The following is a 19,139-nucleotide window of genomic DNA, read 5'->3' as shown; positions in this document are numbered from 1 at the left end:
GCCGCCGTCGGCCGGTGAAGCCGGCCGGGGCTTCTCGGTGGTGGCGGAAGAAGTGCAGCGGCTGGCCGAACGCTCCGCCGATGCCACGCGCCAGATCTCGGCGCTGGTGAAGGCGATTCAGACCGACACGCAGGACGCGGTGGCCGCCATGGAGCGTTCCACGCAGGGTGTGGTCGAAGGGGCCAAGCTGTCGGACAACGCCGGTACCGCGCTGTCGGAGATCGACCGTGTGTCGCGCCGCCTCGCCGAACTGATTGAACAGATTTCCGATGCCGCGTCCCGCGAAGCGGATTCGGCCAACGAGGTGGCCGGCAACATCCAGCACATCTTCGCGGTGACCGAACAGACCGGCGAAGGCACGCGCTCCACGGCGGCCCAGGTGCGCGAGCTCTCGGCCATGGCCGAGGAACTGCGCCAATCCGTGGCCCGATTCAAGATCGCCTGACGACCCCGCTCGGCGCCCGCGTCAACCCACTGGAAGAACATGCTCGACTCCGCCATCGACACCGACAGCCTGCCAGCGGACGCGCCGGTCGCCGACCTCGGCCCCCTGGCCTGGGTTTTCGAGGAACTGCGCAAATCGCTCGACGGCGCCAACAAGGCCATCCGGCGCTTCGTGCGCGAGACCGAACTGTCGCGCAACAACGACCTGGAGGCGGTGGACCCCGGTTCGCTGCGGCTGGCGCGCCAGCAGTTGCACCAGGCCGTGGGGGCACTGGAGATGGTGGGGCTGACCTCGCCGGCCCAGGTGCTGCGCGCGATGGAAGCCGCGGTGCAGCGTTTCGTGCAGCGCCCGAACACCTGCAACGAAGAGGCCGCGGGCAAGGTCGAGCGCGCGAGCTTCGCGCTGATCGAGTACCTGGAAGCGGTGCTCAACAACAAGCCGATCCAGCCGGTGGCGCTGTTCGCGCAGTACCGCGAGGTGCAGGAGCTGGCCGCGGCCGAGCGCGTGCACCCGGCCGATCTGTGGCCCTTCGAACACCGGGGCAAGGAGGTCGGCGCGCCGGTCGACGTCGCCGCGCTCGAATCCAGCGCGGCGGTGCGCTCGCTGTTCGACCGCCTGGTGCTGCTGGTCGTGAAGACCCAGAGCGTGGCCGCCGCGCAGCAACTGGCCAAGCTCAGTGCCGGCCTGTCCGCCGGCGCCGCCGATGCGCGCTCGCGCACGTTCTGGCGCGTGGCCGCCGGTTATTTCGAGGCGGTGGCGCAGCGCCTGCTGCCGCCCGACGTCTACGTCAAGCGCGCAACCTCGCGCATCCTGCTGCAGTTCGTCAACCTCAGCCAGGGCAAGGCCCAGGTGTCGGAGACCCTGCTGCACGACCTGCTGTTCTTCTGTGCCCAGCCCACGGCGGTTTCCGCCACCACCACGCCCCACCTGGCGGCGGTGCGCGACGCCTTCGGCCTGGGCCAATTGCCGCCGGTGGACTACCACCAGGCCACGCTGGGCCGCTACGACCCGGCGGTGCTCGCCCAGGCGCGCAAGCGCATCCACGCGGCCAAGGAAGTCTGGTCGCTGTACTCCGGCGGCGACAACAGCCGCGCCCGGCAGGTGGCCGACCAGTTCAGCCTGATCGGTGATTCGCTGCTCAAGCTGCACCCGGCCAGCACCGTGCTGGCCCAGGCCCTGGTGAAGGCGGCCGATCAGGCCGTGCAGGAAGCCGGCAACGTGCGCCCCGAGCTGGCGATGGAAGTCGCCACCACCACGCTGTACCTGGAAGCGGCCTTCGAGGATTTCGACCCCAGCGCACCCGAGCTGACCGAACGCACGCAAGCCCTCGCCGAACGCCTGGAAGGCGTGCTCGCCGGGCGGCCCGCGCAGCCGCTGGATGTGTGGATGGAGCAGCTGTACCGGCGCGTGAGCGACCGCCAGACCATGGGCAGCGTGGTCGGCGAACTCAAGGCCTCGCTGGGCGAGGCGGAAAAATCGCTCGACCAGTTCTTCCGCAACCCGCAGGAGAAGGCCGGTCTGCACGTGGCGGTGTCCCAGCTGGGGCAGATGCGCGGCGTGCTCTCCGTGCTGGGGCTGGAGCAGGCGGTGCTCACCGTGGCCCGCATGCGCAACGCGGTGGACCAGATCCTCGACACCGAGGTGGACGAGGCGCTGGCGCGCGAGGCCGGCACCTTCCAGCAGCTGGGCAACAACCTGAGCGCGATGAGCTTCCTCGTCGACATGCTCAACTACCAGCCGGCGCTGGCCAAGAAGCTTTTCGTGTTCGACGAAGAGAAGGGCGAGCTGTTGCCCCTCATGGGCCGCAGTGTGGGGGCCGATGTGGCGCACCAACCCGCCCTGGAAGAGGCGCAGGCCATCAGCGATGGCGTGCAGCGCGTGGTCGACAGCGTGCAGGGTGGCCTGAGCCTGGTCGATCTGAGCGAACAGCTCGACTCGCTGGCGGATCAGGCTTCGCTGGCCGAGCAGTCGGGCGTGGCGCGGGCCGCGCGCGAAGCGGCCGAGGCGGTGGTCGGTGACGATGCCGCCGCGGGTGCGCAGGCCCTGGTGGGCCTGTCGGCATCTTCCACGGCGGCCCAGGCGCCCGAGCCCGAAGCGCCCAGCGACGCGGACAACGACGAAGACGACCTGCTCGACATCTTCCTGGAAGAGGCCCGCGAAGTCGTGGCCAACGGCCTGGAAGCCGTGTCGCACCTGCAGGTGCAGCCCAGCGATCTGGAGCACCTGACCACGCTGCGCCGGGCGTTCCACACGCTCAAGGGCAGTTCGCGCATGGTCGGCCTGGACGAGTTCGGCGAAGCGGCCTGGGCCATGGAGCAGTTGCTCAACACGGTGCTGGCCGAACAGCGGCCCGCCAGCCCGCCCCTGCTCACGCTCTCGGGCGAGGCCATGACCGAGTTCGGGCGCTGGGTGGACGACATCTCGGCACGCCGTGCCGTGCCCTGGCGCTCGCTGCCCTTCCGCGCCAGCGCCGAGGCGCTGCGCGACCAGGGGCAGTACCTGCCGCTGGCCTCGCCGGAGGCGGCCACGTCCGCACCGGCGCCTCTGGTGGAAGCCACCGTGTTCGTGCCACCGGAAGCGGCCGAACCGGCCCCGGTGGGGGAGGCCCTGGCCGAGCCCTCGTTCGACCTCGATCTCGATGCCGTGGCGGCGGCCGCAGCCGCGGCTGCGACCGCAGAGGCGCCTGTCGATGCACTGCCCACCCAGGACTTCCCGCCGGTGGACGCCGCCGCCGAGCCGCCGGTGGTGGCCCCGCCGCTGGACGCCGAACCGCTGCTGGCCGACATCGATTTCGGCAGCCTCGCCGCGTTCTCCTCCGCCGCGCAAGCCGTGCCGGCCGAAGTGCCGGTCGAACCCGAGCCCGTCCTGGCCGAGCCCGAATGGGCCGACCCCGAGCTGGCCCAGGTGGTCGATCCCGTGGAAGAACCGCTGCCGGCGAGCGTGCCCGAGGTGGTGGACGAGGCGGTGGTGGCACCGCTGCCCGAGCCCGTCGAGGCACCCCCCGAGGACGATCACCTGGCCCTGGAAGTGGCGCAGTCGGTCGAACCTTTCGCGCTGTCCGAACCCGAGCCCGAGGCCATCCCCGACGAACAGACCAAGGTCATCGGTTCGCTGCGCATCGGCCTCAAGCTCTACAACGTCTACCTCAACGAGGCAGACGAGTGGTCCCGCCGCCTCAACACCGTGCTGACCGAGTGGGCCCTGGAGCGCCACGAGCCGGTGCCCGAGCAGGCCGAGGCGCTGGCGCATTCGCTGGCCGGCAGTTCGGCCACGGTGGGCTTCCAGTCCCTGTCCGACATCGCGCGCGCGCTGGAGCATGCGATCGAATCGGTGGGCATGCACCAGCGCTCGGGCCACCCGGCCAGCGCCGGCCAGGCCCAGCTGTTCGTCGAGGCGTCGGACGACATCCGCCGCCTGTTGCACCAGTTCGCCGCCGGCTTCCTCAAGGAGCCCAACGCCGAGCTGATGGACGCCCTGTACCGCGTGGTGCACGACCCGCAGCCCGAGCCCGAGCCCGGCCCCGCCGTCGAGGAGCCAGCGCCCGCCGAGGTGCAGGCACCCCAGGACGACGGCGCGCCGGTGCTGGCGCTGACCGGTTTCGAGGTGCCCGACCGCGCCGAACACACCACCGCCTTCACCGCGCCGCACGCCGACGTGAGCCGCGTGCACGAGGTGGTGCAGGACATCGACGACGACATCGACGTGGCCGATACCGTGGACGTCGACCTGTTCCCGATCTTCGCGGAAGAGGCGCAGGAGCTCATTCCTCAGCTCGACGGCGCTTTGCGCCAGTGGGTGGCGCGCCCCGACAACAGCAGCGCGCGCGCCGAGGTGCTGCGCAACCTGCACACGCTCAAGGGCAGCGCGCGCCTGGCCGGCGCCTTGCGGCTGGGCGAGATGGCGCACCGCATGGAAACCACCGCCGAGCGGTTGGGCTCCGACCTTCAGCGCGGTGCCGACCTCGAACCCCTGCAGACCGCGTTCGACGCCATCAGCGCGCGTTTCGAGCAGTTGCGCAACGCCGACGCCCAGATCATCGACATCGCGCCGCCGGTGCCCGAACCTTTGCCGGCCCAGCCGGTGGCAGAGGCCGCCGCACCGCCCGTGGCCGCCACCGCCGCCATCGGCGGGGAAGGGGGCCTGACCGGCATCTCGCTGCCGCAGGCGCCCACGATCCTGCAGGCCCGCGCGGGTGCCGCCGTGCGCGTGCGCCCCGAGCTGCTGGACCGCCTGGTCAACCAGACCGGCGAGGTGATGATCACGCGCTCGCGCATGGAGTCCGAACTCGTGACCCTGCGCGGCTCGCTCAAGGACCTCACGGGCAACCTGGACCGTCTGCGCGGCCAGCTGCGCGACATCGAGCTGCAGGCCGAGACCCAGATGCAGTCGCGCCTGGCCCAGGCGCGCGACGCCGACCAGTCGTTCGACCCGCTGGAGTTCGACCGCTTCACCCGCGTGCAGGAACTCACCCGCATGATGGCCGAGTCGGTGAACGACGTGGCCACCGTGCAGCGCAACCTGCAGCGCGCGGTGGAGGCCACCGAAGACAGCCTGGTCGCCCAGGCGCGCCAGACGCGCGAACTGCAGCGCGACCTGCTGCGCACGCGCATGGTGGAGTTCGAAGGCATCTCCGAGCGCCTGTACCGCGTGGTGCGCCAGGCGTCCAAGGAAACCGGCAAGCAGGTGCGGCTGGACATCACCGGCGGCAACATCGAAATGGACCGCGGCGTGCTCGACCGCATGACCGCCGCTTTCGAACACCTGCTGCGCAACAGCGTGGCCCACGGCATCGAAGCCCCCGAGCGGCGCCAACAGGCCGGCAAGCCGACCGAAGGCCAGATCGAGATCGTGCTGGGCCATGAGCTCAACGACGTGTCGCTGGTCTTCACCGACGACGGCGCCGGCCTCGACCTCGCGCGGCTGCGCGAAAAGGGCCTGGCGCAAGGCATCGTGCCGGCAGGTACCCAGTTGAGCGACGAGGAAGCCGCCCAGCTCGTGTTCGAGCCCGGCATCAGCACGGCGCGCGAGGTGTCCGAACTGGCCGGTCGTGGCATCGGCATGGACGTGGTGCGCAACGACGTGGTGGCGCTGGGCGGCCGCATCGAGACCGCCACGCAGGCCGGGCAGGGCACCAGTTTCAAACTGGTGCTGCCGCTGACGACCGCGGTGACGCAGGTGGTGATGCTGCGCGCGGGCGGGCTCACCGTGGGCGTGCCGTCCAACTTGGTCGAGGTGGTGCGCCGCCTGGGCAACGACGACCTCACCAAGGCCTACGCCAGTGGCCACCTCAATGTGGCGGGTGAGGACGTGCCCTTCTACTGGGCTGGCGCGCTGCTGCAATCCTCGGCGCACTCGACCGAGGTGCATGGCCGCACACAACCGGTGGTGATTTTCCGAAGCGCGGCGCAGCGCGTGGCCATGCACGTGGACGAAGTGCTGGGCAACCAGGAAGTCGTGGTGAAGAACCTGGGGGCGCAGCTCTCGCGGCTGCCGGGCCTGGCGGGCATGTCGGTGCTGGCCTCGGGCGCGGTGGCGCTGATCTACAACCCGGTGGCGCTGGCCACGGTGTACGGCGCCCAGGTCGCCGAGTGGGTGGCGAACCAGCGCACGACGCCGCAGGCGGCGACGTCCCTGGGCGAGGCGCTGGCGCAGAGCGCGGCGGAGGTCAACACGGTGCCGCTGGTGCTGGTGGTGGACGACTCCATCACCGTGCGCCGCGTGACGCAGCGCCTGCTGCAGCGCGAGGGCTACCGCGTGACGCTGGCGGCCGATGGCCTGCAGGCGCTGGAGAAGCTGCAGACCGAGCGCCCGACCGTGGTGCTGTCCGACATCGAGATGCCGCGCATGGACGGCTTCGACCTGGTGCGCAACATCCGCAGCGACGTGCGCCTGTCCGACCTGCCGGTGATCATGATCACCTCGCGCATCGCGGAGAAACACCGCGAGCACGCGCGCGAACTCGGGGTGGACCACTACCTCGGCAAGCCCTACTCGGAAGACGAGCTGCTGGCCCTGATCGGCCACTACGCGAAGGCGGCGGCCGAGGCCTGATGCTCAGCGGGGCGTCTTGCCTGGTTGTTTGACGACGGCGTAGCGCTCTAACGTGCGCTCGCGCGCCATCGCGTGGTCCACGATCGGCTGCGGGTAGCCCTCGCCCAGCACCAGACCGGCCGCCGCCAGCTCGATCTCGTTGGCCTTCCAGGGCGCGTGGATCGCCGCGTCCGGCAGGCCGGCAAGCTGCGGCAGGTACTTCCGGATGAACTTGCCCTGCGGGTCGAACTTCTCGCTCTGCGTCACCGGGTTGAAGATGCGGAACCAGGGCTGGGCATCGCAGCCGCTGGAGCTGGCCCACTGCCAGCCGCCGTTGTTGGCCGCGAGGTCGAAATCGATCAGGTGGTCGGCGAAGTAACGTTCGCCCCATTGCCAGTGCAGCCCCAAGTCCTTCACCAGGAAGCTGGCCACCACCATGCGCAGCCGGTTGTGCATGTAGCCGGTCTGGTTGATCTGCGCCATGGCCGCGTCGATCAGCGGGTAGCCGGTGCGGCCCTCGCACCAGGCCGCGAACTGCTCCTTGGCGTGCTTGCCGTGCTCGAACTTGATGGCGTCGTACTCGGGCTTGAAGGCCTTGTCCACCACGTGCGGAAAGTTGGCCAGCACCTGGTGGTAGAAGTCGCGCCAGACCAGTTCCGACAGCCAGGTGCTCGCGCCCGCGATGCCCTGCAGGTGCATCTGGTAGGCCACCGAGGCGAGGTGGCGGATCGAGATGGTGCCAAAGCGCAGGTGCGCGCTCAGGTAGCTCGGCCCCTTCACGGCGGGGAAATTGCGCGCCTCGGTGTAGCGGTCGATGCGGTCGACGAAGTCCTCGAACAGCGCCTGCGCCCCGCTCGTGCCCGTGGGCAGGGCGAGTTGCGCGAGGTTGGTGGGCTCGAAGCCGATGTCCGACAGGCTGGGGACCGGCACCGCGTGCTCGGCCGGCACGCCGGCCAGCGTGCCCGCGTACCGGGCGACCGGGTAGGCCTTCAGGTGAAAGGGCGTGAGCGCCTTGAGCCAGGCGTTCTTGTAGGGCGTGAACACGCCGAAGGCCTGTCCCGCCTGCGTGAGCACCTCGCGCCGCTCGAAGACCACGTGGTCCTTGTGGCTGTGCAGCAGGATGCCGGCGTGCGCGAGGTCGCCGAACACGCGCGCGTCGCGCGCCAGGGCGGCGGGTTCGTCGTCGTGGTTGGCGAACACCGCCTGCACGCCCAGCTTCTGCGCCAGCGCGGGAATCGCCTGCCGGGCCGGCGCGTGCAGCACGATCAGGCCCACGCCTTCCACGCGGTGCGCCCGCCCCAGCGCGCGCAGCCGTTCGTCGAGCTCCACCAGCGATTCGCGGATGAACTCCACGCGCCGGTCGGCGCGCAGGCCGCGTTCGATCAGGTCGTCCAGGATCTCGGTGTCGAACACGAACACGCACCACACCTGGCGGCAGACCTTGAGCGCGTGGTACAGCGCCGCGTTGTCCTCGGCACGCAGGTCACGGCGGAACCACATCAGACCTTTGTCGTAGCTGTTCATGGGCCAGGGCGGGGGTTGCCCCTGCCGGGCAATGACCAGCAGAGTAGGCGGCTTAAAATCGCGCCATGTCCGCTGATTTTGCCCCCATCAACCTGACCAATCATTTCCTGATTGCGATGCCCGGCCTCAGCGACGAGCTTTTTGGTCGCAGCGTGGTGTTCATGTGCGAACACAGCGAGCGCGGCGCCCTGGGGCTGGTGATCAACAAGCCCAGCGACATCCTCCTGCCCCGCCTGTTCGAGAAGGTCGACCTGCCCATGGGGCGTGACGACCTGGCCGAGCTGCCGGTGTTCCAGGGCGGCCCGGTGCAGACCGAGCGCGGTTTCGTGCTGCACGAGGCGGTCTCGGGCGAGGGCGAGTCGGTCTACGCGTCCACCCTGTCCATTCCCGGCGGCCTGGAGATGACCACCTCCAAGGACGTGCTCGAAGCCATGGCCTCGGGCGCCGGCCCGCGCCGGGTGTTCGTCTCGCTGGGATACGCCTCCTGGGGGCAGGGCCAGCTCGAATCGGAAATCACCGAGAACAGCTGGCTCACGGTGGAGGCCGACCCCAACCTCATCTTCGACGCGCCGGTGGCCGAGCGCTACGAGCGTGCCATGGCCCTGCTGGGCCTGCAGCCCTGGATGTTGTCGCCCGACGCGGGGCATGCATGACCGTGAACGCACCGGCGCCCACGACCATTGAAGTCCCGGCGCATTGCCAGGTGTTCCTGGCGTTCGACTTCGGCCTCAAGCGCACCGGCGTGGCCACCGGCAACCGCCTCACGCGCAGCGCCACCCCCCAGCCCACCATCGCCGCCGAGGGCGACGCGCGCTTCGCGCAGATCGCGCAGCGCCTGAAGGAATGGCAGCCCGACGCCCTGGTGGTGGGCGTGCCTTACCACCCCGACGGCGCCGCGCACGAGAACACCGCGCGCGCGCTCAAGTTCGCGCGCCAGCTGCGCGGCCGCCACGGCCTGCCCGTGTTCGAGGTGGACGAGCGCTACAGCACCACCGAGGCCCACAGCCTCGGGGCCAAAGACGCCGATGCCGCATCGGCCTGCATCATCCTGGAACAGTTTTTGAGGAGCCTGCCTTGACGTCGTCGCCGTCACCTTCCCACCTGCCCGATGCCGAGGCGCTCTACGCGGAGCTGGCGCGCGGGGTGAAACAGCTGCTGGCCTCGTCGCCCGCGCCCGTGGTGCTGGCCGGCATCACCTCCGGCGGCGCCTGGCTGGCCGAGCGCCTGCAGGCCGACCTGGGCCTGAGCGGGCCGGCGGGTGTGATCTCGTCGAGCATGCACCGCGACGACTTCGCGCAGCGCGGCCTGGCTTCGAGCGCGCAAACCCGACTGCCGTTCGACGTGAACGGCGCGCACGTGCTGCTGATCGACGACGTGCTCTACACCGGCCGCACGCTGCGCGCCGTGATCAACGAACTCTTCGACTACGGCCGCCCCGCCAGCGTGCGCCTGGCGGTGCTGGTGGACCGGGGCGGGCGCGAACTGCCGATCGAGGCCAACCTGTGCGCCGCGCGCCTGGAAGTGCCCGCGGGCCGTTCGCTCGAGCTCGCGCGCGACGACAGCGGCCGCCTGAGCTTCGTGCTGGAAACCAAGGAAGCCTGACCGTGCAACGCAAGAACCCCCAGCTCAACAAGAACGGTGAACTGATTCACCTGCTCTCCACCGAGGGCCTGTCGCGCGACATCCTCACGCAGATCCTGGACACCGCCGCCAACTTCACGAGCGTGAGCAACCGCGAGGTGAAGAAGGTGCCACTGCTGCGCGGCAAGAGCGTGTTCAACCTGTTCTTCGAGAACAGCACGCGCACGCGCACCACCTTCGAGATCGCGGCCACGCGCCTCTCCGCCGACGTGATCAACCTCGACATCGCGCGCAGCTCCACCGCCAAGGGTGAGTCGCTGCTCGACACCATCGCCAACCTCAGCGCCATGGCGGCCGACATCTTCGTCGTGCGCCACAGCGAGTCGGGTGCGCCCTACCTGATCTCGCAGCATGTGGCGCCGCACGTGCACGTGGTCAACGCCGGCGACGGGCGCCATGCGCACCCCACCCAGGGGCTGCTCGACATGTACACGATCCGCCACTACAAGAAGGACTTCACCAAGCTGTCGGTGGCCATCGTCGGCGACGTGCTGCACTCGCGCGTGGCGCGTTCCGACATCCACGCGCTCACCACGCTGGGCTGCCCCGACGTGCGCGTGGTCGGCCCGCGCACGCTGGTGCCCAGCGACCTCGCCCAGATGGGCGTGCGCGTGTGCCACACGCTGGAGGAGGGCATCAAGGACTGCGACGTGGTGATCACGCTGCGGCTGCAGAACGAGCGCATGAGCGGTGCCCTGCTGCCCTCGAGCCAGGAGTACTTCAAGAGCTTCGGCCTCACGCCCGAGCGCCTGCGCTGGGCCAAGGACGACGCGATCGTGATGCACCCGGGCCCGATCAACCGGGGTGTGGAGATCGATTCGGCCGTGGTGGACGGACCGCAGAGCGTGATCCTGCCGCAGGTCACTTACGGTATCGCGGTGCGCATGGCGGTCATGGGCATCGTCGCGGGGAACGAGGCATAACGACATGAAGATCCTGATCCAGAACGGCCGGGTGATGGACCCGGCCAGCGGCCGCGACGAGATCGCCGATGTGGCGATCGCCGCCGGCCGCGTCATCGCCATCGGCAACGTGGCGCCCGACTTCCACGCCAACCGCACGCTCGACGCCAGCGGCTGCGTGGTCGCGCCCGGCCTGGTGGACCTCGCGGTGCGCCTGCGCGAGCCCGGGCAGGAGCACGCCGGCATGCTCGAGAGCGAGATGGCCGCCGCCGTGGCCGGCGGGGTGACCTCGCTGGTCTGCCCGCCCGACACCGACCCGGTGCTCGACGAGCCCGGCCTGGTGGACATGCTCAAGTTCCGCGCCGAGAAGCTGCACCTGGCGCGCGTGTTCCCGCTGGGTGCGCTCACGCGCGGCCTGCAGGGCGAGGTGCTCACGGAAATGGCCGAGCTCACCGAGTCCGGCTGCATCGGCTTCGGCCAGGCCGAGGTGCCCATCGTCAACGTGCAGGTGCTGCAACGCGCGCTGCAGTACGCCGCCACCTTCGGCTACACCGTCTGGTTGCGTCCGCAGGATTTCTGGCTTGGCAAGGGCGTGGCCGCCAGCGGCCCGCTGGCCACGCGCCTGGGCCTGGCGGGCATTCCTGCCGCCGCCGAAACCATCGCATTGCACACGCTGTTCGAGCTGATGCGCAGCGCCAAGGGCGGCGGCGCGGGCGCGCGCGTGCACCTGTGCCGCCTCAGCAGCGCGGCCGGCCTGGCCCTGGTGCGCCAGGCCAAGGCCGAGGGCCTGCCCGTCACCTGCGACGTCAGCGTACACAACTTGCACCTTACCGATGTGGACATCGGTTACTACGACAGCCGCCTGCGCCTGCAGCCCCCGGTGCGCCAGCAGCGCGACCGCGACGCGCTGCGCGCGGGCCTGGTCGACGGCACCATCGACGCGCTGGTGTCCGACCACAACCCGGTGGACAGCGACGCCAAGACCCTGCCGTTCGCCGAGGCCGAGCCGGGCGCCACGGCGGTCGAGTTGCTGCTGGGCCTGGCCTGCACCTGGGCGCAGCAGGAAGGCCTGGGGCTGATGCAGGCGCTGGGCGTGCTCACCGTCGGGCCGCAGGCGGTGCTGGGCGCGAGCCTGGGCACGCTGCAGGCCAGCGCGGGCCGCATCGCCGTGGGTGGCGTGGCCGACCTCTGCATCTTCAACCCGGACAGCGGCTGGACCGTGCGGCCCGAGGCGCTGCGCAGCCAGGGCAAGCACACGCCCTTCGGCGGTCACGAACTGCCGGTGCGCGTGCACGCCACGCTGGTGGGTGGGCAGCTCGCCTACCAGGTCGACACCGAGCGGACCGCCACCGCGTGAAACCCTTTCGCGCGCTCTGGCGTGGCCTGCGGGCCACCGCGCACGTGCTGGGTGCGCTGTGGACCATCCGCACCGAGCTCGGCCGCCTGACCCCGTCGCAGACCGAACTCGTGGTGCGCGAGTGGACGCGCCGCATGCTGCTCATCCTGGGCGTGGAGCTGGTGGTCGAGGGCACGCCGCCCGAACACGGTCCGCTGCTGCAGGTAGCCAACCACATGTCGTGGCTGGACATCCTGGTGATGAACGCCGCGCGCCCGAGCCGCTTCGTTTCCAAGGCCGACGCCGAACACTGGCCCTTGCTGGGCTCGCTCATCACCGGCGCGGGCACGCTCTACCTCGAACGCGGCAACCGGCGCGCGGCCATGCGCATGGTGCACCACATGGCCGAGCGGCTGGAGCTGGGTGACATCCTCACGGTGTTTCCCGAAGGCACCACGGGCGACGGCCGGGCCCTGCTGCCCTTCCACGCCAACCTGCTGCAGGCCGCCATCGCGGCGCGCGCGCCCGTGCTGCCCATTGCCTTGCGCTTCGTGCAGCGCGACACCGGCGAGCCGCACCCGGCGCCGGTGTTCGTGGGCGACACCACGCTGATCGGCTCGATCTGGGCCACGCTCAACGCCGACGGCCTGCGGGCCGTGGTGCGCTACGGCGAGCCGCAACACGACCAGGGACGCGACCGCCGCGCCTGGGCCAACGACCTGCGCGCGGACATCGACCGCCTGCGCGCGCTCTGAAAAAAGGACCCACCATGGGCACCGAAGGGCGCGACCAGCGCATCGACTACATCGAGTTCAACGTGGGCGACATCGCGCGCGCCAAGGCCTTCTATGGCGCGGCGTTCGGCTGGACCTTCGTGGACTACGGCCCGGGCTACTGCGAGTTCAACGACGGGCGCATGACCGGGGGCTTCGCCACCGGCGAAGCCGTTTGCCCCGGCGGCGCCCTGATCGTGCTGTACGCGGACGACCTGGCCGCGACGCAGCAGCGCATCGAGGCCGCGGGCGGGCGGATCTCCAGGCCCGTGTTCGACTTTCCCGGTGGACGCCGTTTCCACTTTCTCGACCCGGACGGGCACGAACTCGCCGTCTGGTCGACGCCTTAACCCGCGTCCGGCGCCTGCGCCTTCTGCAGCCGCCGGTACAGCATGCCGCGCGAGACGCCGAGCGCGCGCGCGGCTTTCGCGATGTTGCCGCCGCACGCGGCCAGCGTGGTCTCGATCAGGCGCTGCTTGTGGTCCAGCAAGGTGGCCTGAGCGTGGTCGGTTTCCGGCGGTGTGGCCAGGGCCGGTGCGTCGATGGCAGCCGGTGGGAGCGCCGTTTCGGTGACTTCGGGCGCGGGCTGTGACACGGCCACCGCGTGCTTGAAGTCGGCGCCGTTGCTCGCGGTCAGCGTGCCCGTCACCCACACGCCCAGGCCATTGGGCAGGCGCAGGGTCTGCGCCTGGTGCTGGCGCGGCAGGGCCAGCAGGCGCTCCAGCGGCACGCCGAACACCTCGTCCACCGTGTGCCGCTCTTCCATGCGGCAGCCCGTGAGCCGGCGGCCCGCGCCGTTGAGCCACAGCACCCGCCCGCCAGCGTCGATGCCGGCCAGGGCCTCCATCGGCGTGCCCAGCAGCGTGGGGCTGGCCTGGAAGTGCAGCACCAGGTGCTCGACCGACTGCAGCTGCAGCAGGCGGTTCTCGATCGTGGTGGCGTACATGCCCACCACCGACGCGGCATCGAACTGGAAGCGCCCGGCCTCGATCGACACGTCCAGCACGCCCGCGAGCTGACCGTGGATGTCGCGGATCGGCGCGGCCGCGCAGTGCAGGCTCTGCAGGCTCTGGAAGAAATGCTCGGCGCCGGTGACGGTGCAGGCCTCGCCGGTGCGCACCACGATGCCCGGCGCGTTGGTGCCGACCTGGCCTTCGGTGAGGTTCACGCCCACGCGCGAGGCGGTCTTGAGCAGCGGGTGCTGGTTGGTCGCGGGCAGCTGGGTGGCGTGGATGATCACGCCCTGCGCGTCGGTCAGCAGCACGCGGCAGTCGGTGCCGGCCAGCGCGGCTTCCATGTGGTTGAGCTCGAGGTTGCCGGCCTGCAGCAGCTGCCGGTTGCGGTTCAGGCTGGCGTGGGCCCGGCTGCGCGTGACCTGCTCGAAGCTCACGCGGTCGGTGGGCTGCTGGTGCGCCGAGGCGCAGCGCAGCCAGGACTGGATGACCGCCTCGCCCACCAGGCCGGAGGGGCGCGTGCCTTCGTCGAAGAAGCGCTGGCGCGCCAGCGCGGTGCGCTGTTCGGTGGTCTGGAAAAAGAGCTGGCGCGGCGTGCTCGCCTGCCCGTTCGTGGGGTGGGGCATGTTCTTGTCCTGCTGGGCGTCTCCTCGATCAGTATCCCGTTCATCGGCGCGCGGTGGCATGCGGGTAAGCCCTGCCCGCCGCCCGTCGGATGTTCCACGCCGGAACACATCGGCTTCAGGGAAATCCCGAAGATGAATCGGCTCCCGGAGAGGCAGAAGATGGCAAAGCTGGGCCGAGCACGACAGGCCCTGGCAGCCCCACAAACAGGCCTGCGCGCCGCAGGCAGCACAAGGAGACACGATGAATCCGTCACCACTTGCTTTGGTCAGGTGCCGCGCGGCCGCCTGCCTGTTCACCGCACTCACCACGCTCTGCGGCGCCGCGCTCGCGCAGCCGCAGGCCCCCATCAAGGGCTCGCAGGAGCACATCCGGGCCGCCGTGGGCAAGGTCAACGCCAGCTTCATGAAGGCCAACGCGAGCAAGACGCCGGACTGGCCCAGCTACGGCCTGGACTACGCCGAGACGCGCCACTCCAGGCTCAACCAGATCAGCACCGCCAACGTGAAGGACCTGGGCCTGGTCTGGTCCTACAACCTCGAATCCTCGCGCGGGGTGGAGTCCACGCCGCTGGTGGTCGACGGCATCATGTACGTCACCGCCTCCTGGAGCATCGTGCACGCGGTGGACGTGCGCACCGGCAAGCGCCTGTGGACCTTCGACCCCAAGGTCTCGCGCGAGGCGGGCTACAAGGGCTGCTGCGACGTGGTCAACCGCGGCGTGGCGCTGCACGAGGGCAAGGTCTTCGTGGCGGCCTACGACGGCCGGCTGATCGCGATCGACGCGGCCACTGGCGAACAGGTGTGGTCCAAGGACACCATCATCGACCGCAAGTTCAGCTACACCATCACCGGCGCGCCGCGCGTCTTCAAGGGCAAGGTGATCATCGGCAACGGCGGCGCGGAGTACGGCGTGCGCGGCTACATCACCGCCTACGACGCCAAGACCGGTGACCAGAAGTGGCGCTGGTTCACCGTGCCGGGCGACCCGAGCAAGCCGTTCGAGGACGAGTCCATGGCCAAGGCCGCCAAGACCTGGGACCCGGCCGGCAAGTGGTGGGAAGCCGGTGGCGGCGGCACGGCCTGGGACACCATGACCTTCGACCCCGAGCTCAACCTGATGTACATCGGCACCGGCAACGGCTCGCCCTGGGCGCGCAGCAAGCGCAGCCCGGCCGGCGGCGACAACCTCTACCTCGCGTCCATCGTCGCGCTCAACCCCGACACCGGCAAGTACGTCTGGCACTACCAGGAAACCCCGGGCGACAACTGGGACTTCACGTCCACGCAGCCCATGATCCTGGCCGACATCAAGCTCGACAACAAGCCGCGCAAGGTGATCCTGCACGCGCCCAAGAACGGCTTCTTCTTCGTGATCGACCGCACCAACGGCAAGTTCATCTCGGCCAAGAACTTCGTGGACGTGAACTGGGCCACCGGCTACGACAAGAACGGCCGCCCGATCGAAACCCCGGCCGCGCGCACCGCCGACCGGCCGCGCGAGATCATCCCCAGCGCGTTCGGCGCGCGCAACTGGCACTCCATGTCGTACAACCCGGCCACCGGCCTGGTCTACATGCCGGTGCAGGGCGTGCCGCTCACGCTGATGGACAACAAGGACTGGAAGTTCAACGCCGACCGGCCCGGTGAACCGCACGCCAACATGGGCTGGAACCTGGCCACCTTCGCCAACGTGGAGCCGCCCTCGAGCAAACCCTTTGGCCGCCTGGTAGCCTGGGACCCGGTGCAGCAGAAGGCGCGCTGGACGCAGGAGCAGATCTCGCCCTGGAACGGTGGCACGCTCACCACGGCCGGCAACCTGGTGTTCCAGGGCACGGCCGACGGCCGCTTCATCGCCTACAACGCGACCAGCGGCGAGAAGCTGTGGGAAACGCCCACCGGCACCGGCGTGATCGCCGCGCCTTCGACCTACATGGTGGATGGCAAGCAGTACGTGTCGATCGCGGTGGGCTGGGGCGGGGTCTATGGCCTGGCGCAGCGCGCCACCGACCGCCAGGGCCCGGGCACGGTCTACACCTTCGCCGTGGGCGGCAAGGCGCAGCCGCCGGCCTTCGTGAACTACCAGCTCGGCAAGCTCGTGGCCGGCGTGAAGTACGACCCGGCCCACGTGCCGGCCGGCACCGCGCTGTACGTGAGCAACTGCGTGTTCTGCCACGGCGTGCCGGGGGTGGACCGGGGCGGCAACATCCCCAACCTGGGTTACATGGATTCGGCCTTCATCGAGAATCTCGACAAGTTCGTGTTCGCCGGTCCGGCCATGGCACGCGGCATGCCTGATTTCACAGGCAAACTCAGCCAAGACGATGTCCAGAAAATCAAAGCGTTCATCCAGGGCACGGCCGATGCCATTCGGCCGAAGAACTAGCCACGCCTTTGGCGCCCTGGGGGCGGCCGCCGGTCTGGTGCTGGCGGTGCCCGGCTGGGCCCAGACCGCCACCAGCGAGCGCGACGGCGACACCGCCGGCGCGCTCGCGCCTGTGGTGATCACCGGCGGCTCGGCCTGGCAGCAACGCTGGCTGGCGCCGGGCTCGGTCGAGGTGGTGGATGGCGAGGAACTGCGCGCGGGCCAGTTGCAGATCAACCTCTCCGAAGGCCTGGGCCGCGTGCCCGGCCTGGTGGTGCGCAACCGGCAGAACTACGCGCAGGACCTGCAGATCTCCATGCGCGGCTACGGCGCGCGCGCGCCCTTCGGTGTGCGCGGCGTGCGCCTGTACGTGGACGGCATTCCGGCCAGCGCGCCCGACGGGCAGGGCCAGGCGGCGAACTTCCCCATCGGCAGCGCCGACCGCATCGAGGTCATCCGCGGTCCGTTCTCGGCGCTGTACGGCGCCTCGGCCGGTGGCGTGATCGCGCTCTACACGCTGGACGGCCAGCGCCCCACCGAGTGGCGCACAGGCGTGGCGGCCGGCTCCAACGGGCTGTGGCGCTTCTCCACCCAGCTCAGCGGGCAGACCGGCAGCGCCGAGCAGCCGGGCTGGTCGTACACCCTGGACGCGGGCAAGTTCGCCACCGACGGCGAGCGCCCGCAATCCGCCGCGTCGCGCAGCACGGGCAACCTCAAGCTCAGCCGCGCGCACGACGGCGGGCGCACGGTGCTCGTGCTCAACCGCCAGAGCAGCCAGGCGCTGGACCCGCTGGGCCTCACGCGCGCCGAGTTCGACGCCGACCCCGGCCAGACCACGGCGGCGGCCACGCAGTTCAACACGCGCAAGAGCGTCTCGCAGACGCAGGTGGGACTGGCCTGGGAGCAGGCGCTGGGGCAGGGCCACCGCATCGAACTCATGGGCTATGGCGGCCAGCGCGCCGTGCGCCAGTTCCAGGCCATTCCCACCGGCGCGCAGATTCCGGCCGGCAGCGCGGGCGGCGTGATCGACCTGGACCGCGACTACTGGGGCTGGAACGCACGCTGGCGCCTGGACCGCAGCTACGACAGCGGCCGCCTCACCGTGGCCGCCGGCATCGCCTCGGACCGGCAGACCGAGGACCGCCTGGGGTACGAGAACTTCATCGGCGCCGCGCTGGGCGTGCAGGGCCGCTTGCGGCGCGACGAGACCAACCGCGCCAGCACCTTCGACCCTTATGTGCAGGCCGAGTGGCGCACACCGGCGACCACGTTCCTGGCCGGGCTGCGGCACTCGCGCGTGCGCTTCACCTCGGCCGACCGTTACATCGTGGCGGGCAACCCGAACGACAGTGGAGCGGCGGACTACGACGGCTTCAGCCCGGTGCTGGGCATCCGCCGGGAGATCACGCCGCAGCTGCAGGCGTTCGCGAGCGTGGGGCGCGGTTTCGAGACGCCCACGCTCAACGAGGTGGCCTACCGCGCCTCGGGGCTGACGGGGCTCAACCCCTCGCTGACCGCCTCGCGCAGCCTGAGCGCCGAGACGGGTTTGCGGGGGCGCCAGGCCTGGGGCAGCTGGAGCGCCACGCTGTTCGAGACGCGCACGAAGGACGAGATCGTGGTGTTGTCGAACACGGGGGGGCGGTCCACGTTCCAGAACGCGGGGCGCACGCGCCGCCAGGGGTTTGAGTTGGCGGGGGTGATGCAGTGGGGGAAATTCACCGTGACGCCGGCGTACACGTGGATGGACGCGACCTACCGCGATGGTTTCCTGACCTGTGTGGCCACGCCGTGCGCGGCGCCGAATGTGCCGGTGGCGGCGGGCAACCGCCTGCCGGGCTTGGCGAAGCAGCAGGCGTATCTGCACGTGGCGTGGGAGCCGGGGTGGGCCAACAGTGTGTTCACGCTGGAGGCGTTGCACACGGGGCGCATGGCGGTGAACGACCGCAACACGGATTTCACGTCCGCGAGCACGGTGTTCAACCTGGGGGTGCGGTTCGAGCAGAACCGGGGTGACTGGACCTGGCGGGAGTTCGTGCGCATCGACAACGTGAGCGACCGTTCTTATGCGGGGTCGGTGATCGTGAATGAGGGGAACAACCGGTTCTTCGAGCCTGGGGGTGGGCGGTCCCTGTACGTCGGCTTTGAGTTGGTGCGGCGGTTTCCCTGAGCTTCTTCGTTCGGGGTGTTTCCGGCGGGGACCTCGCGTCAGGCCAGTGGCGGTGCCCGCAGGCCTCCGGCCGCTCACGGGTGTCTGCGCGGGCGCACACAGATCACTTCGTCAACACCACCCTCGCACGCACGCTCTGGGGCAACCGTGAATGGGGCCTGCGCCTGCGGGCACCGCCACTGTCCTGCGAACAAGCGCTGGCATGCAAAGGGGCGCGCGCCGACTTTGCTTGTAGGTGGGTGGGTAAGGGGTGTTTGGGCGCAGGCCCCATTCGCGGTTGCCACAGAGCGAGCGTGCCAACCAAGGTGTTGACGAAGCGGTGAAGGCGAACCCGGGCAGCCACCCGCGAGCGGCCGGAGCCCAAACACCCCTTACCCACC

General features: G+C 70.2%; 13 protein-coding genes. 11 read left to right on the top strand and 2 right to left on the bottom strand.

What is annotated here, in order from left to right; genetic code table 11:
- Together AC3WPZ_RS08530 and AC3WPZ_RS08525 are read left to right on the top strand one after the other, a co-directional pair.
- A partial coding sequence (locus AC3WPZ_RS08530) for a methyl-accepting chemotaxis protein (RefSeq protein ID WP_492439159.1) occupies window positions 1–445 on the top strand: 445 nt, incomplete at its 5' end.
- 39 nt (window positions 446–484) lie between these two features.
- Window positions 485–6,496, top strand: coding sequence for a hybrid sensor histidine kinase/response regulator (locus AC3WPZ_RS08525; protein WP_492439157.1), 6,012 nt, complete (start codon window positions 485–487; stop codon window positions 6,494–6,496).
- 3 nt (window positions 6,497–6,499) lie between these two features.
- Here AC3WPZ_RS08525 and AC3WPZ_RS08520 read toward each other — a convergent pair whose 3' ends face one another.
- A complete protein-coding gene (locus AC3WPZ_RS08520) occupies window positions 6,500–7,999 on the bottom strand; it encodes a cryptochrome/photolyase family protein (protein WP_382321622.1) in 1,500 nt (499 codons plus the stop codon).
- A gap of 65 nt (window positions 8,000–8,064) precedes the next feature.
- On the opposite strand from AC3WPZ_RS08520, the gene AC3WPZ_RS08515 reads away from it, so the two are divergent.
- From AC3WPZ_RS08515 to AC3WPZ_RS08485, 7 genes are read left to right on the top strand one after another with little or no spacing between them, the layout of a single operon-like run.
- Complete coding sequence (locus AC3WPZ_RS08515; RefSeq protein WP_291121624.1) at window positions 8,065–8,652, top strand: YqgE/AlgH family protein; 588 nt, start codon at window positions 8,065–8,067, stop codon at window positions 8,650–8,652.
- A complete protein-coding gene (gene ruvX, locus AC3WPZ_RS08510; protein ID WP_382154810.1) occupies window positions 8,649–9,077 on the top strand; it encodes a Holliday junction resolvase RuvX in 429 nt (142 codons plus the stop codon). The genes AC3WPZ_RS08515 and ruvX overlap by 4 nt, the downstream gene beginning before the upstream one ends.
- Entirely contained in the window at window positions 9,074–9,601 is a 528-nt protein-coding gene (pyrR, locus tag AC3WPZ_RS08505; RefSeq protein ID WP_492439154.1) for a bifunctional pyr operon transcriptional regulator/uracil phosphoribosyltransferase PyrR, read from the top strand. Before ruvX ends, pyrR begins: the two co-directional genes overlap by 4 nt.
- 2 nt (window positions 9,602–9,603) lie before the next feature.
- A complete protein-coding gene (locus tag AC3WPZ_RS08500; RefSeq protein ID WP_382154815.1) occupies window positions 9,604–10,563 on the top strand; it encodes an aspartate carbamoyltransferase catalytic subunit in 960 nt (319 codons plus the stop codon).
- A 4-nt stretch (window positions 10,564–10,567) separates the two neighbouring features.
- Window positions 10,568–11,899: a dihydroorotase gene (locus AC3WPZ_RS08495; protein WP_382321618.1), complete on the top strand. Its 1,332-nt coding sequence runs from the start codon at window positions 10,568–10,570 to the stop codon at window positions 11,897–11,899.
- A complete protein-coding gene (locus AC3WPZ_RS08490) occupies window positions 11,896–12,633 on the top strand; it encodes a lysophospholipid acyltransferase family protein (RefSeq protein ID WP_444687292.1) in 738 nt (245 codons plus the stop codon). The genes AC3WPZ_RS08495 and AC3WPZ_RS08490 overlap by 4 nt, the downstream gene beginning before the upstream one ends.
- Before the next feature lie 14 nt (window positions 12,634–12,647).
- Window positions 12,648–13,001, top strand: coding sequence for a VOC family protein (locus AC3WPZ_RS08485; protein ID WP_492439152.1), 354 nt, complete (start codon window positions 12,648–12,650; stop codon window positions 12,999–13,001).
- Here AC3WPZ_RS08485 and AC3WPZ_RS08480 read toward each other — a convergent pair.
- Window positions 12,998–14,230, bottom strand: a complete 1,233-nt coding sequence (locus tag AC3WPZ_RS08480) for a helix-turn-helix domain-containing protein (RefSeq protein WP_492439150.1) — start codon at window positions 14,228–14,230, stop codon at window positions 12,998–13,000. The genes AC3WPZ_RS08485 and AC3WPZ_RS08480 overlap by 4 nt on opposite strands.
- 241 nt (window positions 14,231–14,471) lie before the next feature.
- Between AC3WPZ_RS08480 and AC3WPZ_RS08475 the strand changes: the two genes are divergently transcribed.
- Both AC3WPZ_RS08475 and AC3WPZ_RS08470 read left to right on the top strand, forming a co-directional pair.
- The gene (locus AC3WPZ_RS08475; protein ID WP_382321610.1) at window positions 14,472–16,613 is read left to right on the top strand and encodes a PQQ-dependent dehydrogenase, methanol/ethanol family; all 2,142 of its coding nucleotides are present in this window, start codon (window positions 14,472–14,474) and stop codon (window positions 16,611–16,613) included.
- Window positions 16,591–18,759, top strand: coding sequence for a TonB-dependent receptor family protein (locus AC3WPZ_RS08470; RefSeq protein WP_492439148.1), 2,169 nt, complete (start codon window positions 16,591–16,593; stop codon window positions 18,757–18,759). Before AC3WPZ_RS08475 ends, AC3WPZ_RS08470 begins: the two co-directional genes overlap by 23 nt.
- Window positions 18,760–19,139: the final 380 nt, after the last annotated feature.

The organism is Hydrogenophaga sp. FW305-3-2-15-A-LB1 (genome assembly GCF_058787875.1).
The sequence above is the reverse complement of the archived record's forward strand: the minus strand, read 5'-3'. Positions and strand labels throughout refer to the sequence as shown.

Bases quoted from the DNA above. Each gene is read 5' to 3' on its own strand.
- AC3WPZ_RS08525 (WP_492439157.1), top strand. From the start codon at position 485: ATGCTCGACTCCGCCATCGACACCGACAGCCTGCCAGCGGACGCGCCG.
- AC3WPZ_RS08520 (WP_382321622.1), bottom strand. From the start codon at position 7,999: ATGAACAGCTACGACAAAGGTCTGATGTGGTTCCGCCGTGACCTGCGT.
- AC3WPZ_RS08515 (WP_291121624.1), top strand. From the start codon at position 8,065: ATGTCCGCTGATTTTGCCCCCATCAACCTGACCAATCATTTCCTGATT.
- ruvX (WP_382154810.1), top strand. From the start codon at position 8,649: ATGACCGTGAACGCACCGGCGCCCACGACCATTGAAGTCCCGGCGCAT.
- AC3WPZ_RS08495 (WP_382321618.1), top strand. From the start codon at position 10,568: ATGAAGATCCTGATCCAGAACGGCCGGGTGATGGACCCGGCCAGCGGC.
- AC3WPZ_RS08485 (WP_492439152.1), top strand. From the start codon at position 12,648: ATGGGCACCGAAGGGCGCGACCAGCGCATCGACTACATCGAGTTCAAC.
- AC3WPZ_RS08480 (WP_492439150.1), bottom strand. From the start codon at position 14,230: ATGCCCCACCCCACGAACGGGCAGGCGAGCACGCCGCGCCAGCTCTTT.
- AC3WPZ_RS08475 (WP_382321610.1), top strand. From the start codon at position 14,472: ATGAATCCGTCACCACTTGCTTTGGTCAGGTGCCGCGCGGCCGCCTGC.
- AC3WPZ_RS08470 (WP_492439148.1), top strand. From the start codon at position 16,591: ATGCCATTCGGCCGAAGAACTAGCCACGCCTTTGGCGCCCTGGGGGCG.